Origin of the sequence: Micromonospora sp. CA-259024 (assembly GCF_050936255.1) — a bacterium.
Classification (GTDB): domain Bacteria; phylum Actinomycetota; class Actinomycetes; order Mycobacteriales; family Micromonosporaceae; genus Micromonospora.
Window position 1 is genome coordinate 4109469 of sequence record NZ_JBNJND010000001.1, and the last position, 15835, is coordinate 4125303.

Consider the following 15835-nt stretch of genomic DNA (forward strand, 5'->3'; position numbering starts at 1 on the left):
ATCAGCCGGCGGGCTGGTCGTACCGGGCGACGCCCCCGAACGCGCCGAAACGCTCCGGGTGCTCGTCCACATCAGACGGTGAATCGGGCCGCCAGAGCGGCATGTGCACCACGCCCGGTTCGAGGACGGTCCAATCGCCGAAGAAGCCGGTGACCTGTGCGCGGGAACGCAACGTGATCTCGGTGTCCGTCCGTGCGGAGAGCCGCTGGGCGTCCAGCATCTCCTGCGGCTGGTCCTCGAAGGTGGAGTGCGAGACGACCAGGAAGCTGCCCGGCGCGGCCGCGGCCCGCAGGGTGGCCAGGATCTCCTCGGGCCGGTCGGCGTCCGGAATGAAGTGCACCACCCCGGCCAGCAGGATGCCCACCGGCCGGCTGAAGTCGATCAGCCCGAGCTGTCGGGTCTCGGCGAGGATCCGCTCCGGCTCGCGCAGGTCGGCGTGGATGACCCCGGTCAGCTCGTTGCCGGCGAGCAGCTCCCGGCTGTGCGCGACAGCCACCGGGTCGATGTCGACGTACACCACCCGGGCCTTGGGGTTCACTCCCTGCGCCACCTCGTGCACGTTGCCCACGGTGGGAATTCCGGAGCCGATGTCGAGGAACTGGTCGATGCCGGCGTCGAGCAGCACCCGGACGGCCCGGCGCAGGAACTCCCGGCCGGAGCGCATGGTGGCCGCGAGATTCGGGGTCATGCTGGCGATCTGCTCGGCCAACTGCCGGTCGATCTCGAAGTTGTGCGCCCCGCCCAGGAAGTAGTCGTACACCCGGGCCGCGCTCGGCCTGGTCAGATCGATCTCGGTCGGCAGTCCGTCCGGCATCAGCGTGCTCCCCAGTTCATCGCCGCGGCGCGGGACGGCACCGGCGCCGGGACGTGCCGCGGGCACGCGCGCGAGCACCGGTCGACCCGCGGGTCGTGTGGTGTGGACCACTCTAGGCGGCTGACTCCAGCAACAGCGAGATTCCTTGACCGACGCCGATGCACATGGTGGCCAGAGCCCTGCGGCCTCCCCGGCGGCGCAACTCCAGGGCGGCGGTCAGGGCCAGCCGCGCGCCGCTGGCACCGAGCGGGTGCCCCAGCGCGATGGCGCCGCCGTTCGGGTTGACGTGTTCGGCGTCCACGGGCAGCCCCAGCTCACGCAACACCGCCACGGACTGCGCGGCGAACGCCTCGTTCAGCTCCACCACGTCCACCGCGCTCACCTCGACGCCGACCCGATCGAGCAGCTTGCGGGTGGCCGGCACCGGGCCGATCCCCATGATCCGGGGCGGCACGCCGGCCGCCGCGGCACCGCCGATACGGGCCAGCGGAGTGAGGCCGTACCGGTGCACCGCCGCCTCGCTCGCCACCAGCAGCGCGACCGCGCCGTCGTTGACCCCCGAGGAGTTGCCGGCGGTCACGGTGCCGCCCTCGCGGAACGGGGTCGGCAGCGCGGCCAACTTCTCCAGCGAGGTCTCCCGGGGGTGCTCGTCGACCTCGACCAGCCGGGTCTCCCGACGGCCGGCCGGCACGGACACCGCCACGATCTCCTCGGCGAACCGGCCGTCGGCCTGCGCCTTGGCCGCGCGCTGCTGTGAGCGGTACGCGAAGGCGTCCTGATCGGCCCGACTCACGCCGTACTCGGCGGCCACGTTCTCCGCCGTCTCCGGCATCGAGTCGACGCCCCACCCGTCGCGCATCAGCGGGTTCACCAGCCGCCAGCCCAGGGTGGTGTCGTACACCTCGGCGGAGCGGGAGTACGCCGACGTCGCCTTCGGCATGACGAACGGCGCCCGGCTCATGCTCTCGACCCCACCGGCGATCACCAGCTCCGCGTCCCCGGCGACGATGGACCGGGCGGCGGTGGCGAGCGCGTCCAGCCCGGAGCCGCAGAGCCGGTTGACCGTGCTCCCCGGCACCTCCTCGGGCAGGCCCGCCAGCAGCGCCGCCATCCGGGCCACGTTGCGGTTGTCCTCGCCGGCCTGGTTGGCGCAGCCGAGCACCACGTCGTCCACCCGCGCCCAGTCCACCGACGGATGCCGGGCGACCAACTCGCGGATCACGTGCGCGGCCAGGTCGTCGGGGCGGACGCCGGCCAGTGCGCCCGCGTACCGGCCGATCGGGGTACGGACACCGGCCACCAGGTATGCCACGGTCATCGCGAGTCCTTCGGGGGTGCGGAAGGGTGGGGGTAGGGGCACGCCCACCGGGTCGCGAGGGCTGCCGGCCGCCAGGATATCCGCGCCGGCAGCGGATAGGTTGACGGCATGGCCCGGGCCCAGTTCAGCGCAGAGACCAGCGGCGGCGGAGCGTTCGTCCGCCAGCCCAACCGGTTCACCGGTCGGGTCACGCCCGACTCCACCTCCCCGCCCGGCGGCGGTCCGGACGAGCAGGACCGCTGGCCACTGGAGGCCGGCCGGTACCGGCTGATCTGGTGCCGCGCCTGCCCCTGGGCGCACCGGGCGAGGATCGTGCGCGGCCTGCTCGGGCTGGACGACGCGATCTCGCTGGGCACCGTCGACCCCATCCGGGACGAGCGTGGCTGGGCGTTCGCCCTCGACCCCGACGGCTTCGATCCGGTCCTCGGTGTCAGCTTCCTCTCCGAGGCGTACCTGGCCACCGACCCGGACTACACCGGCCGGGTGACCGTGCCGGCCCTGGTCGACACCCTGACCGGCCGGGTGGTCACCAACGACTACCCGCAGCTCACCCTCGACCTCTCCACCGAGTGGCGGCGGTTGCACGCTCCCGACGCACCGGATCTGTACCCGGTCGCGCTGCGCCCCGAGATGGACGCGCTGATGGCCGAGATCCACACCGACGTCAACAACGGCGTCTACCGGTGCGGGTTCGCCACCTCGCAGGAGGCGTACGACGAGGCGTTCCGGGCTCTCTTCGCCCGGCTGGACGCGCTCTCCGAGCGGCTGGCCGGGCAGCGCTACCTGATGGGTGACGCGATCACCGAAGCCGACGTGCGGCTGTTCACCACGCTGGTCCGCTTCGACGCCGCGTACCACGGGCACTTCAAGTGCAACCGCAACAAGCTGGCCGAGATGCCGGTGCTCTGGGCGTACGCCCGGGACCTGTTCCAGACCCCGGGCTTCGGCGAGACGGTGGACTTCGACCACATCAAGCGGCACTACTACGGCACCCACCGGGAGATCAACCCGAGCGGCATCGTGCCGCTCGGGCCTGACGAGTCCGGCTGGAGCACCCCGCACGGACGTGGCTGAGCCGGGTCGGCCCGGCACCACGAGCGCGCTGAAGGCCGGCGCGGACGTCGCCCGCCGGGTCGCCGGGTCCGCGGCGGCGGGCTGCACGCTGGCCGGTGCGGTCGCGGTGACGGTCGCCGTGGTCGCCGGTCCCGGTGCGGGGCTCACCGGGTACGTCAGTGAGGCGGGCATCGCCGGCAGCGGCCACGCCTCGACGTACCGGATCGGGATCCTCGCGCTGGCCGGCGCGCTGCTGCTGCTCGGCGCGGCGCTGCCTCCCGGGGTGTGGGCGGCGCCGGCGCTGCTCGCCACCGGTGCCGTGTGCACCGCCGTGTCCGGTGCGGTGACCTGCTCCGCCGGTTGCCCGCTGCCGCCGTTCGAAAACGCCACGACGGCGGATCTGGTGCACGGCGGCGCGAGCATCGTGGCGACCGCGTCGGTGGTCTTCGCCATGGTCACGCTCGCCGTGTCCGGGTCGGCCGGTCCGGCGGTGCGTCGGCTGGCGGGCGTGGCCGCTGCGCTGGCCCTGCCGCTCTGCGTCATGGTGGGGCTGGCGATGCTCGTGGTCGGCCGGGGCGCGGTGGTGGGTGTGCTGGAGCGGTTGATCCTCGCGCTCGCGGTGCTGTGGAGCCTGGCCACCGCGACCGCCCTGGCCCTGGCCCGCCGGTAGGGATGTAAGGAGCCTCACGCCGATGACTCCTTCCGATCAGCGGTAATCGGCGTATCGTCGGCGAACGATGACCAATGTCTGGGGCCTCACCGTCCGCCTGTATGTCGATCTCCGACTGCAGGCCAGCGGCATCTGTCCGGGCTAGCCGCGCTCACACGCCTACCCCGATCAGACCCGGACAATTGGATACATCCTCATGCCCTTCAGCCTGCGCAAGATTCCCTTCTCCGTGCAGATCCTGCTCGGCCTCGTGCTCGGCGTCGCGCTGGGCTTCCTGGCCCGCAGCAACGACCTGAGCTGGCTGACCAGCACCCTGCACACCGTCGGTGGCCTCTTCGTCCAGCTGCTCAAGCTGGCCGTGCCGCCGCTGGTCTTCACCGCCATCGTGGTCAGCGTGGTCAGCCTGCGCGGCGTTTCCAACGCCGCCCGGCTCGCGCTCAAGACCCTGATGTGGTTCGGCATCACCGCACTGGTCTCCGTCGCCATCGGCATCGGCCTCGGCCTGCTCACCAACCCGGGCAGGGGCGTGACCCTCGACCTGGGTGGCGCGACACCGCCGAAGAACACCGGCTCGTGGACCGACTTCCTCACCGGCATCGTGCCCACCAACCCGGTCGGGGCGTTCGTCGAGGGCAACGTCCTCCAGATCGTCTTCCTCGCCCTCGTCGTCGGTGCCGCGGCCCTGCTGGTCGGCGACGCCGCCGAGCCGTTCGTGGCGCTGAACCGCTCCCTGCTGGAGATCGTCCAGAAGGCCCTCTGGTGGGTCATCCGCCTCGCCCCGATCGGCACCCTCGGCCTGATCGGCAACGCCGTCGCCTCGTACGGCTGGGACCTGTTGGCCCCGCTCGCGAAGTTCACCACCGCCGTCTACGTCGGCTGCGCCATCGTGCTGTTCGTGGTCTACCCGCTGGTGCTGATCTTCGCCGGCCGTCTCAACCCGCTGCGCTTCTTCGCCGGCGCGTGGCCGGCGATCGAGCTGGCCTTCGTGTCCCGCTCCTCGGTCGGCACCATGCCGGTCACCCAGCGCTCCGTCGAGCGGCTCGGCGTGCCCCGCGAGTACGCCTCGTTCGCGGTGCCCTTCGGCGCCACCACGAAGATGGACGGTTGCGCCGCCATCTACCCGGCACTCGCCGCGATCTTCGTGGCCCAGGTGTTCGGCGTACAGCTCGGCGTCACCGACTACCTGCTGATCGCCTTCGTCTCGGTGGTCGGCTCGGCGGCCACCGCCGGCCTGACCGGCGCGATCGTGATGCTGACCCTGACCCTCAGCACGCTGGGCCTGCCACTGGCCGGCGCCGGCCTGCTGCTGGCCATCGACCCAATCCTGGACATGGTCCGCACCGCTACCAACGTGGCCGGACAGGCACTGGTGCCGACCGTGGTCGCCGCCCGCGAGGGCACCCTCGACCGGGTCGCGTACGAGTCCGCCGGTCGACGCGACCTGACCGACCCGGAGCCGGTCGCGGAGGCTCGGCCGAACCGGCACGACGAGCTGAACCCCGTTCCGGCCTGACCGGTCCACAGCGACGCAGACGGGCCCCTTCCCGGAGGGGCCCGTCTCCGTCTCCTTCGAGAGGATGACCCCATGAGTTCCCTCTTCACACCGCTGGCCCTGCGCGCGGTCACCCTGTCCAACCGGATCGCCATGGCGCCGATGTGCCAGTACTCCGCTGGACCGGACGGTCTGCCCACCGACTGGCACCTGATCCACCTCGGCAGCCGCGCGGTGGGTGGCGCCGGTCTGGTGCTGACCGAGGCGACCGCCGTGGTCCCCGAGGGCCGGATCAGCCCGCAGGACACCGGGCTGTGGTCCGGTGCGCACGTCGACGCGTGGCGGCCGGTGACCGCGTTCGTCGCCGCCCACGGCGCGGTGCCGGCCGTGCAGCTCGCGCACGCCGGGTTCAAGGCCTCCACGTACCGGCCGTGGGCACCGAACCGCGGCGGTGTGCCGGACGCCGAGGGTGGCTGGACGCCCGTCGCTCCCGACTCGGAGCCGTTCACCGCCGGATACCGGACGCCGACCACCCTCGACGCGGCGGGCATCACCGGAGTGGTCGAGGCGTTCGCGGCCGCCGCCGAGCGCGCGCTGGACGCCGGCTTCGCCGCCGTGGAGATCCACGCCGCGCACGGCTACCTGCTCAACGAGTTCCTCTCGCCGCTGACCAACCACCGCACCGACTCCTACGGTGGTGACCGGACCGCCCGGATGCGACTCACCCTGGAGGTGGCCCGCGCGGTGCGCGCCGCGGTCGGCGAGAACGTGCCGGTGCTGACCCGGATCTCCGCCACCGACTGGGTCGAGGGCGGCTGGACGATCGAGGACAGCGTGGTGCTCGCCGGAGAGCTGGCCGGCGTCGGCGTCGACCTGGTGGACGCGTCCTCCGGCGGCGTGAGCATGGACCAGCGCGTCCCGCTCGGCCCCGGCTACCAGGTGCCACTGGCCGCCCAGATCCGCCGCGAGGCCGGCGTGCCGACCGGCGCGGTGGGCCTCATCGTCGAGCCCGAGCACGCCGAGCAGATCGTCGCCAGCGGCGAGGCCGACCTGGTGCTGCTCGGCCGGGAGCTGCTGCGCGACCCGTACTGGCCGCGCCGGGCCGCCGCCAAGCTCGGCGTCGCGTACACCGGGCCCGCCCAGTACGCCCGCGCAGCCTGATCCCAAGCCGGTCGGGCGGCTGCCGTACCGCGCAGCCGCCCGACCGTCGACACCGCCGCCCGACCGTCAACCGGCCAGGTGCGACCAGTCGCCCTCCAGCTCCTGCCACGTTCCCTGCGCCGCCACCGCGCCGCCGAGCAACACCACCACGTGGTCGGCCCGGACCAACGCGGCGCGCTTCGCGGTCGAGCCGACCACGGTCACCCCGTGTCCGCGCAACGCCTGCCACAGCGCCAGCTCGGTCGTGACGTCCAGCGCCGACGACACGTCGTCGGCGACCAACAGTTCGGTACGCGGGGCCAGCGCCCGCGCCAGCGCCAACCGCTGCAGCTGCCCACCGGAGAGCCGGGTGCCCTTGTGGCCGATGAGCAGGCCGAGCCCCCCGCCGGCGGCGGCCAGGTCATGGTCGAGCTGGGCGGTGCTGACCGCCCCGGCCGCGTCCACCTGGTGCCCGAGCGCGATGTTGTCGGCCACCGTGCCGGAGAGCACCCGGGGCAACTGGCCGACGTAGCCGACCTGGTTGGGGCGCAGGAACAGCTCCGGCTCGGTGACCGGATCGCCGTTCCACGCCAGCTCGCCGGTGTGGTGCACGATCCCGGCCAACGCCCGCAGCAGCGAGGACTTGCCCGACCCCACCGGCCCGACGACCAGCACCAACTGCCCACGCTGCACGGTCAGGTCCACATCCCGGACGGCGACCGTACCGTCGGAGTGCACCACCCCGAAACCGCGCAGCTCCAGCCGGCGCAGCGGGTGCCGGGGCGGCATGGTCGGCGCGGGTGCCGTCCCGGCGGCCAGGTCGACCGCCGGCACCCCCGCGGAGTACGCGTTCACCCCGGTCATCGCCACCGTGCGTCGGGTCCAGACCCGCGCGGAGGGCAGCTGGGAGATCAGCGACGCCGTTGTCCAGGCGAACCAGCGGGCCGCGCCCAGGGTGGAGACGGCCACCAGCACCGCCCCGGCGGAGAGTCCGCCGCTCAGGTAGAGCGCCCACGCGCCGATCGGCAACAGCCCGCTGGCCACCGACGGCGTGGAGCGCGACCACACCTGCACCGAGATCTCCCGCCGCTGCCGGTCGCTGCGCAGCACGTCCAGGTCCGCCAGGTGGCGGAGAACCGCCGTGGTCGCGCCGGCGAGCTTCACCGTCCGCGCCGCGGAGAGCGCGGAGACCAGCGCCGTGGCGAAGGCGGCCCGCGCCGTCACCGTCGCCCGGGCCGCACGTTCGAGCTTCGGCCCGAACAGCGTCGCGGCCAGCCCGGAGACGACCATCGTGCCGAGGAAGAACAGCCCGGGTACGACGCTGCCGGTGACCGCCGTCATGGCGACCACCAGGACCAGCGCGACTGCCTGGTCCAGCACGTTGTCAGCGAGTTGGACGACCCGCTCGGTGTCGCCGCCCTGCGCCACCACCTCGGCCGGGGTGTGCGAGCTGACCCGGCGCGGCCCGGTCTGGCCGTGCACCAGGCGCAGGCCGATCCGCAGCATCTGCCGCACCCACCACTGCGGGAACCAGACGTGGGTGTAGTACGGCAGCGGCAGGGTGACCAGCAGCCCGGCGGCGATCCCCACCGCCGGCAGGTACGGGTTACCGGTCCCGTCGACCACGTCGGCCCAGAGCCAGGGCAGCACCGGGCCGTCCAGCCCCAACAGGCTGAGCCCGAGGAACAGCACGATCGCGGCCAGCCCGTACCGGGGATCGTTGGTGCAGAGCCGGACGATCTCCCGCAGCGTCCGGGCCGGCGGCACGGGCGGCAGTGGCGGCGGGTCGGCACGGGTCGGCCCGACCGGCTCGGCCGGCTCGGCCGGCCCACCCGGCTTGACGGGTTCGGTCGCCGGCTCGCTCGGCCAGGCGTCGGCCGGGTCGGGGCCGACCAGCAGGTCGGTGCCGGCGCCGGTGCGGCCGGCCGGCGCCACCGCGGCGTACGCGGCGGCGTGACTCGTCGCCAGCAGCTCGGCGAAGCGCGTCGATGTCTCCAACGGGCCGGCCTCGACCACCGCACCGTCGGCCAGCACCACCACCTCGTCACAGCGGCGCACGGAGGAGAGTCGGTGCGCGATGACGATCCCGATCCGGTCGCGCAGCAGTCGTTCGGTGGCCCGCTGCACCCGTGCCTCGGTGACCGGGTCCAGCCGCGCGGTGGCCTCGTCGAGAATCACCACGTGCGGGTCACGGACCAGGATCCGGGCGAACGCCACCAGTTGCTCCTGACCGGCGGAGAGCACGTGCCCGCCCTCCCCCAGCCGGGTCGCCAACCCGTCCGGCAGCTCCGCGATCCAGCCGGCCAGGCCCAGCTCGTTCAGCGCCTGGGCCGCCGCGTCGAGCAACGCCGGGTCGAAGAGCGCGACGTTCTCGGCGAGCGTCCCGGCCAGGATCTCGGTGCGCTGCGGTACCAGCGCCACCCAGCGGCGCAGCTGCTCGACGTCGAGGTCGCACAGGTCGGTGCCGCCGAGGAAGACCGTTCCCGGCGGCACGTCGACCGCCCTGGTGAGCACCTTCGCCAGAGTCGACTTGCCCGAACCGGTCCGCCCGATCAGGGCGTACGAGCGGCCTCGCGCGAAGGTGAGGCTGAGCCCGCGCAGCGCGGCCCCCCGGCCACTCTCCGGGCCGCTCACCTGGTACCCGAACGTCAGGTCGCGGATGCGCAGGTCACCGTCGGTCGGGCTGGCTCCGCCGACGGGCTCCTGCCGGGCCTTCTGGAGCAACTGCACCCGGGCCCACGCGCCGAGAGCCTCCTGAATCTCCGGCACCATCCGGCTGACATGTTCCGCGGTGGCCCCGAAGGCCAGGGCGAGCAGCCAGATGGCGGTGAGCCGGGCGGCGTCGACCCGGTCGGTGGCGAACGCCCAGGCCCCGCCGAGCACCACCACGCCGATGCCGGCCCGAATCGTCGCGGTGGCGGCCGTGGCCACCCGGGCGGACAACACCCAGACCAGGTGGCCCCGGGACAGCACGGCGGCGGCGCGCCGGGCGTACAGCCGCAGCACGTACGGCCGGGCCAGGCTGGTCCGTACGTCGTCCTGGCCGTGCACCGCCTCCTCCATCACCGCGGCCAGGTCGGACCACGCCTCCTCCTCAGCCATCCGGGCCGGGCCGATCCTCGCCGTGGGCTTGCGCAGTCCGGCCGCGAGCACCACCGTGAGCAGCAGCATCGCGATCCCGGCCGGCCACCACACGGCCAGCGCGACGACCATCGACAGCAGCCCGACGCAGAGGCCCTGGGCGAGCCGGGTGCCCTGGTTACGGACCGCCGACGCCACCTGGTAGACATCCCCGTCGATGCGGTCGAGCAGCTCGCCCACCGGGGTGGTCTCCAGGGTGGGCAGGTCCTGCCCGAGCGCGACGCGGCAGAGCCGGCGGCGCACGTCGGCGGACCAGTCGGCGGTCAGGCCGGCCATCAGCAGGCTCACCGCGAGGTCGCTGAGGACCACGGCGACCAGCGCCGCGGCCAGCACGGCGAAGAAGCCGGCCGAGCGGTGCACCAGCACCGCCCCGGCCAGCGCCGACGCGCCCGCCTGACCGACGGCGCCGAGCACGATCAGAATGGCCACGATCGTCATACGACGTGTCGAGGTGCCCCACAGATCACGGAGCAGGCGCATTGGTGTCCCTCCGGACGTCAGTGGCGGCGAACCCAGCGTGCCGGTACGGAGCGGGTCAACTCAACCGATTTACGGCTTTGAGCAGGGCCTCAGTCACGCCGACAACTCGCGCGACGCCGAGCGGCGCCCGGCGACCTCCCCGACCGAACGATCGCCTGGCGGGCCGGCCTGCGCACCCGGGCCGACGACGAGGACCCGCGGTTGTCCCTGGCGGTGCTGGACGTGTGCGGGGCGCCCACGCTGACCGCGCGGGTGGTGTCGATCACCAGGCCACTGACCCCAGGGCCGAGACGCCCAGGGCTCCCCCTCCACGACCAGGAAGCGAGATGTCCGACTCCGCGTTGGATCAACCCGGACCGGGGACACTGACCCAGACAAGGCCTTTCGTCCGAAATATGCGACTCTGGCCCACGACGGCACGATCGGCCCTCTTGATCGACTCGGCTTGGTGAATGTCGGGGTGTTGGGCCGCACCGGATGCCCCGACATCAACGAAGTCGAGTTGATCACGCGGATCAGGATGGTCTGAGGGCGCGCCCGGCCAGGCCCCTGGGTGGTTTGTCCGGTTGAGCACCCGACTGGGGTGTGACCGGTGGCACCTGTGGCCTGGAATCATGGCCGGGTCGGGGTCGTTACACACCCTGACGATCGCAGCACCACCGGCCCGCCGCCCGCCCCCCGGGGTTGGAATGCCGGGCCTCGTGCGGTCGTTACAGTCCCCACGAACGACCGCCCGGCCGCGCTGCCACTCGGCGCATGGGCCCGGGAATGACCCCCGACCCCCGGTCGTTACACACAGACCCGGCGCCACGAGCCCTCCGCTCGTAGGCCGCCGACCCCGGCGCCGAGACACAGCGTAGGCGCCGACCCTCTTGAAGACTTTTCCCTTGGATTTGATGCGCCCGGACGAGGTGCTCACCCTGCTGGTGCCGACCCCCTATCGGCGCGTGCGGGTGTCCTTACCCCCGAAGGAGCTAACCCTCATGAACACGATCATTCGTAAGAGCATGCTGTCCGTTGCTGGTCTCGCGTTCGCCGGTGGTGTCTTCGCCGGTCCGATCGCCGCCCACGCCGCCACCCCGGTCGATGCCAAGCCGGTCGCGGTCGCCATGCAGACGGCACCCAAGCCGCAGGGCGACCAGTCGCACATCACCCTCAACGACGAGCAGACCGCCAACGTCAAGGCGATCATCGCCGCCACGAAGAAGGCCGGGATGCCCGAGCGGGCCGCGGTCATCTCCATCGCGACGAGCCTGCAGGAGTCGAAGCTGGAGAACCTGGGCCACCTCGGCGACATGAACGACCACGACTCGCTGGGCCTGTTCCAGCAGCGCCCGTCCTCGGGTTGGGGTACGCCGGAACAGATCACCGACCCCGCCTACTCCACGACCGCGTTCCTCAAGGGCCTCAAGCAGGTCGACGGGTGGCAGGACATGCCCCTGACCGACGCCGCGCAGACCGTCCAGGTCTCCGCCTACCCGGACGCGTACGCCCAGTGGGAGCAGCAGGCCACCGACCTGGTCGCCCAGCACTGGAACAGCTGACCCACCGCACAACACCAACCACCGACTGGCCGGCACCCCACACCCGGGGTGCCGGCCAGCGGCATATCCACGACCTGAACGCGAAGAGTGGGCCGCCTGCGACAACCGGCGGTCAGAAGAGGACCGTGGCGAGAGTGCCGACGGGCTGGAAGCCGCAGCGCTCGTAGACCCGGCGGGCCGGGAGGTTGAAGTCGTTGACGTACAGGCTGACCGTGGGGGCGACCCGCAACAGCGCGTCGCGGACCACCGCTGCCATGGCGGCCGTGGCGATCCCGCGACCCCGCCACTCCGGCGCCACCCAGACGCCCTGGACCTGCGCCGTCCGCTTGGTCACCACGGCCAACTCGGCCTTGAACACGACCTTGCCGTCGACGAAACGGGCGTACGCCCGACCGGCCCGAACCAGGTCGTTGACCCGCCGTCGGTAGCTGCGCCCGCCGTCCTCGGCCAGCGGGGAGACGCCGACCTCCTCGGTGTACATGGCCACCGCCGCTGGGAAGAGCCGGTCGACCTCGCCGGAGCGGACCTGACGCACCTCCGGGTCGCCCGGCACGGACGGCAGAGTGTCGGCGGCGAGCAGTGGCTGGTTGGGGCGGACGTCTCGGGCTGGCCCCCAGGTGTCGGAGAGCCGGTCCCAGAGACCGAGGACGGCGTCAGCCCGGCCGACGATCGAGGAGCAGAGCCGCTCCTCACCCGCGAGCAGGTCGGCGAAGGCCGCCACCGCGGCGTCGGTCGCCAGGACCGGGGTCAGGTTGCCGCCGAGCCAGCAGAGCGATTCCAGGTTGCGCCGGGTGCCGTACCCCAGGATTCTGCCCTCGGCCCGCCACCAGGAGAGCCCGCGCGCGGCGATCCGCTCGGCGACCTGCGCGCCCGCGAACGGGTCATGGTCGAGAAGTCGCTCGACCGCGCGGCGCTCCGATTCCCCCAGTTGGCGTACCGGCACCGTCAGCACGACTATCAGCCTGCCAGATCGACCCCCTGCTCCGCCGGTCGAGTGACGAGGCCGGCACCGGTTCTGCGGGTTCGCTGATCGGCCGGGTCCGCCCGGCCCATCGGACGACCGGGGGCACCAGCGCACCGAGCAGGAGAAACAGGGCACCGAGCACGAGCCAGCCCGGTACGCCCCAGCCGAGCGCGAGGGTGGTCACCACCACCGGCGCAAGCATCTTGCCCAGTTCGTAGCCCATGCCGTACGCCCCCTGGTACTGGCCCTGGGCATCCGGTGGCGCCAGCCCGAAGGAGATCCCCCAGCCGGCGGCGGAGTGCCACAGCTCCCCGGTCACGTGCGCGAGCGCCCCGACGCCGAGCAGGCCCACGGCGCCGGCGGTGGGCAGCGCTCCGCTGGCGGCGAAGAGTACGCAGGCCAGGGCGATCGCCACGCCCGCTCGACGGGCGGCGCGGGCGGCTCCGGACAGGGTGGCGGCGCTCCGCGCGGCACGTACCTGCAGGAGCACCACCAGCACGGTGTTGACCAGCGTCAACGCGGAGATCATCCAGGCGGGTGCCTGGGTGTGTTCGGCGATCCACAGCGGCAGGGCGATGGTGAGGAGGCTGAAGTGCATGGACATCAGCCCGTCGACCAGGGTGAAGGCGAGGAACGGTCGGTCCCGCAGGGCGATCAGCCGGGGACCGTGCGTCGGGGCGGCGACCGGGGCGACGGTGGGCAGGCGGACGAAGACCGCCGCTGCGGCCAGTGATGCCGCCGCCGCGGTCAGGATCAGCGCGACGTACCCGGTTCGCGTGTCGGCGGCGATGGCGAAGCCGCCGAGGACTGCACCGACGGAGATCCCGACGTTGGTGGTGGCCCGCAGGTAGGCGCGGGTGCGTACCCGCTGGTCGGCCGGGATCGCTCCGGCGATCAGCGCGCCCCGGGCCCCGCGCTCGATCGCGTCGGCGAGGGCCGTGGCGGCTCCCACCAGTACGAACGTGGGGAACGAACGGACGGCGATCAGGCCGATGGTCAACGTGCCGGCGGCGAACAGCGCGCCGACCTGCACGCCGCGTGGGCCGACGCGGTCGGCCAGGTAGCCGCTCGGTGTACTGGCCAGCACACCGATCAGCGCCGAGATGGTCAGCCCGACGCCGACCTGGGTCGCCGACAGGCCGACCGACCGGGTGAGGAAGAGCGCACTCGCGACGAGCCAGAGGCCCCGTCCGACGGTCTTGACCAGGGTGCCGAGGGTGAGGACCCGGGCGGGGCCCGGCGGGGGAAGCAGGCGCATGACCGACACCCTAGCAAGACGTACGTACGGTTTGTAAGCAACGGGTTGTCGACGATGCATTGCCGATATATCGTTGATGCATCAGCGACAGTACGAAGAAGAGGAGAACCCGATGAGGTTCCATCGACAGCACCACGCGATGCACGAGGCCCGGATGCGGGGGTTCGGCTTCCCGCCGATCCCGCCCGGCCATGGCCACGAGCACGGGCACGGCGGCCCCTGGGGCGGTCGGGGCCGGGGACGGAGCCGGGGCCGACGCCCCAACGTCCGAGCCTCCGTGTTGGCCCTGCTCACCGAGCGGCCGATGCACGGCTACGAGATGATCCAGGAGATCGACTCCCGCACCGGCGGCGCGTGGCGGCCGAGCCCGGGCTCGATCTACCCGACCCTCCAGCTACTGGAGGACGAGGGCGTGATCGTGGCCAGCACGGAGGAGTCCGGTGGCGGGCGGAAGCGGTTCACGGTCACCGAAGCCGGTCAGGCGGAGGCCACCGAGGCCGCGCAGACCCCGCCGTGGGCGGACGTCGCCCAGGGCACGGTGAGCAGTTGGCACGACATCCGCGACTCCGGCGCGCAGGCGATGAACGCCCTGCGTCAGGTCATGATGAACGGCACCGACGACCAGCGCGAGCGGGCCGCCCAGGTGCTCGACGAGACCCGGCGCAAGCTGTACGCGATCCTCGCCGAATCCGAGTGACGCGACCCGGCACCACAGCACCGGAGACAACGAAAAGCGGCCGTTCCCCGCGGGGGACGGCCGCTTTCTCGCGAGCGATGGATCAGTGCACGGTGACGGTCGGGCCGGTGACCAGCCCGCGCAACTCCTCGGGAAGCTCGGCGCCCATCTCGTCGGCGATCCGCAGCGCCTCCTCGATCAGCGTCTCCACGATCTGTGCCTCGGGAACCGTCTTGACGACCTTGCCCTTGACGAAGATCTGACCCTTGCCGTTGCCGGAGGCGACGCCGAGGTCGGCCTCGCGAGCCTCGCCCGGACCGTTGACGACGCAGCCCATCACCGCCACCCGCAGCGGCACCGGCAGTCCTTCCAGACCGGCGGTGACCTCCTCGGCGAGCTTGTAGACGTCCACCTGGGCCCGCCCGCAGGACGGGCAGGAGACGATCTCGAGGCCCCGCTCACGCAGGCCCAGCGACTCCAGGATCTGGTTGCCGACCTTGATCTCCTCCACCGGCGGGGCGGACAGCGACACCCGGATGGTGTCGCCGATCCCCTCGGCGAGCAGGGCGCCGAAGGCCACCGCCGACTTGATGGTGCCCTGGAAGGCCGGACCGGCCTCGGTGACACCCAGGTGCAGCGGGTAGTCGCACTGCTCAGCGAGCTGCCGGTACGCCCGGATCATCACGACCGGGTCGTTGTGCTTGACCGAGATCTTGATGTCCCGGAAGCCGTGCTCCTCGAACAGCGAGCACTCCCACAGCGCCGACTCGACAAGCGCCTCGGCGGTGGCCTTGCCGTACTTGGCCAGCAGCCGCTTGTCCAGTGAACCGGCGTTGACGCCGATCCGGATCGGCGTACCGGCCGCCGAGGCCGCTGCCGCGATCTCCTTGACCTTGTCGTCGAACTGGCGGATGTTGCCCGGGTTGACCCGGACCGCCGCGCAACCGGCGTCGATCGCGGCGAAGACGTACTTGGGCTGGAAGTGGATGTCGGCGATCACCGGGATCTGCGACTTCTTGGCGATCGCCGGCAGGGCCTCGACGTCGTCCTGGGACGGCACGGCCACCCGGACGATCTGGCAGCCGGACGCGGTCAGCTCGGCGATCTGCTGGAGGGTGGCGTTGACGTCGGAGGTGAGGGTCGTGGTCATCGACTGCACGGACACCGGCGCACCGCCACCGACCGGCACCGAACCGACCATGATCTGGCGGCTGGCCCGGCGGGGAGCGAGCGGCGGGGGCGGCACGGCGGGCATACCGAGACTGATAGCGGTCACTTCAGGCAC

At 72.4% G+C, this 15835-nt stretch carries 12 protein-coding genes; 6 read left to right on the top strand and 6 right to left on the bottom strand.

The annotated features are described in order from the left end of the window. Window position 1 precedes the first annotated feature (1 nt). Window positions 2-814 carry an SAM-dependent methyltransferase gene (locus ACQEUX_RS18155; RefSeq protein ID WP_433048878.1) on the bottom strand — a complete coding sequence of 271 codons (813 nt, stop codon included), beginning with the start codon at window positions 812-814 and terminating at the stop codon, window positions 2-4. Window positions 815-926: 112 nt separating this feature from the next. Continuing rightward, window positions 927-2132 carry a 3-oxoadipyl-CoA thiolase gene (gene pcaF / locus ACQEUX_RS18160; RefSeq protein ID WP_433048881.1) on the bottom strand — a complete coding sequence of 402 codons (1206 nt, stop codon included), beginning with the start codon at window positions 2130-2132 and terminating at the stop codon, window positions 927-929. Window positions 2133-2240: 108 nt separating this feature from the next. On the opposite strand from pcaF, the gene ACQEUX_RS18165 reads away from it, so the two are divergent. The 4 genes from ACQEUX_RS18165 (at window position 2241) to ACQEUX_RS18180 (ending at window position 6508) form a co-directional block, all read left to right on the top strand. Then, window positions 2241-3206, top strand: a complete 966-nt coding sequence (locus ACQEUX_RS18165) for a glutathione S-transferase family protein (RefSeq protein WP_433048884.1) — start codon at window positions 2241-2243, stop codon at window positions 3204-3206. Beyond that, window positions 3199-3855: a DUF998 domain-containing protein gene (locus ACQEUX_RS18170; protein ID WP_433048887.1), complete on the top strand. Its 657-nt coding sequence runs from the start codon at window positions 3199-3201 to the stop codon at window positions 3853-3855. Before ACQEUX_RS18165 ends, ACQEUX_RS18170 begins: the two co-directional genes overlap by 8 nt. A gap of 208 nt (window positions 3856-4063) precedes the next feature. Next, window positions 4064-5368, top strand: coding sequence for a dicarboxylate/amino acid:cation symporter (locus ACQEUX_RS18175; RefSeq protein ID WP_433049953.1), 1305 nt, complete (start codon window positions 4064-4066; stop codon window positions 5366-5368). Window positions 5369-5440: 72 nt separating this feature from the next. Continuing rightward, a complete protein-coding gene (locus ACQEUX_RS18180) occupies window positions 5441-6508 on the top strand; it encodes an NADH:flavin oxidoreductase/NADH oxidase (RefSeq protein ID WP_433048890.1) in 1068 nt (355 codons plus the stop codon). Window positions 6509-6574: 66 nt separating this feature from the next. On the opposite strand, the gene ACQEUX_RS18185 is transcribed toward ACQEUX_RS18180, so the two are convergent. Beyond that, on the bottom strand, window positions 6575-10108 hold the full coding sequence (locus tag ACQEUX_RS18185) for an ATP-binding cassette domain-containing protein (protein ID WP_433048893.1): 3534 nt from the start codon (window positions 10106-10108) through the stop codon (window positions 6575-6577). Between the two features lie 983 nt (window positions 10109-11091). Here ACQEUX_RS18185 and ACQEUX_RS18190 point away from each other — a divergent pair. Continuing rightward, window positions 11092-11652 carry a hypothetical protein gene (locus tag ACQEUX_RS18190; protein WP_433049956.1) on the top strand — a complete coding sequence of 187 codons (561 nt, stop codon included), beginning with the start codon at window positions 11092-11094 and terminating at the stop codon, window positions 11650-11652. Between the two features lie 112 nt (window positions 11653-11764). On the opposite strand, the gene ACQEUX_RS18195 is transcribed toward ACQEUX_RS18190, so the two are convergent. Continuing rightward, on the bottom strand, window positions 11765-12604 hold the full coding sequence (locus tag ACQEUX_RS18195) for a GNAT family N-acetyltransferase (RefSeq protein ID WP_433048896.1): 840 nt from the start codon (window positions 12602-12604) through the stop codon (window positions 11765-11767). Further along, on the bottom strand, window positions 12534-13874 hold the full coding sequence (locus tag ACQEUX_RS18200) for an MFS transporter (RefSeq protein ID WP_433048899.1): 1341 nt from the start codon (window positions 13872-13874) through the stop codon (window positions 12534-12536). The genes ACQEUX_RS18195 and ACQEUX_RS18200 overlap by 71 nt, the downstream gene beginning before the upstream one ends. A 112-nt stretch (window positions 13875-13986) precedes the next feature. On the opposite strand from ACQEUX_RS18200, the gene ACQEUX_RS18205 reads away from it, so the two are divergent. Then, the gene (locus tag ACQEUX_RS18205; protein WP_433048902.1) at window positions 13987-14571 is read left to right on the top strand and encodes a PadR family transcriptional regulator; all 585 of its coding nucleotides are present in this window, start codon (window positions 13987-13989) and stop codon (window positions 14569-14571) included. An 82-nt stretch (window positions 14572-14653) separates the two neighbouring features. On the opposite strand, the gene ispG is transcribed toward ACQEUX_RS18205, so the two are convergent. Further along, complete coding sequence (gene ispG, locus ACQEUX_RS18210; protein ID WP_433048905.1) at window positions 14654-15826, bottom strand: flavodoxin-dependent (E)-4-hydroxy-3-methylbut-2-enyl-diphosphate synthase; 1173 nt, start codon at window positions 15824-15826, stop codon at window positions 14654-14656. Window positions 15827-15835 lie beyond the last annotated feature (9 nt).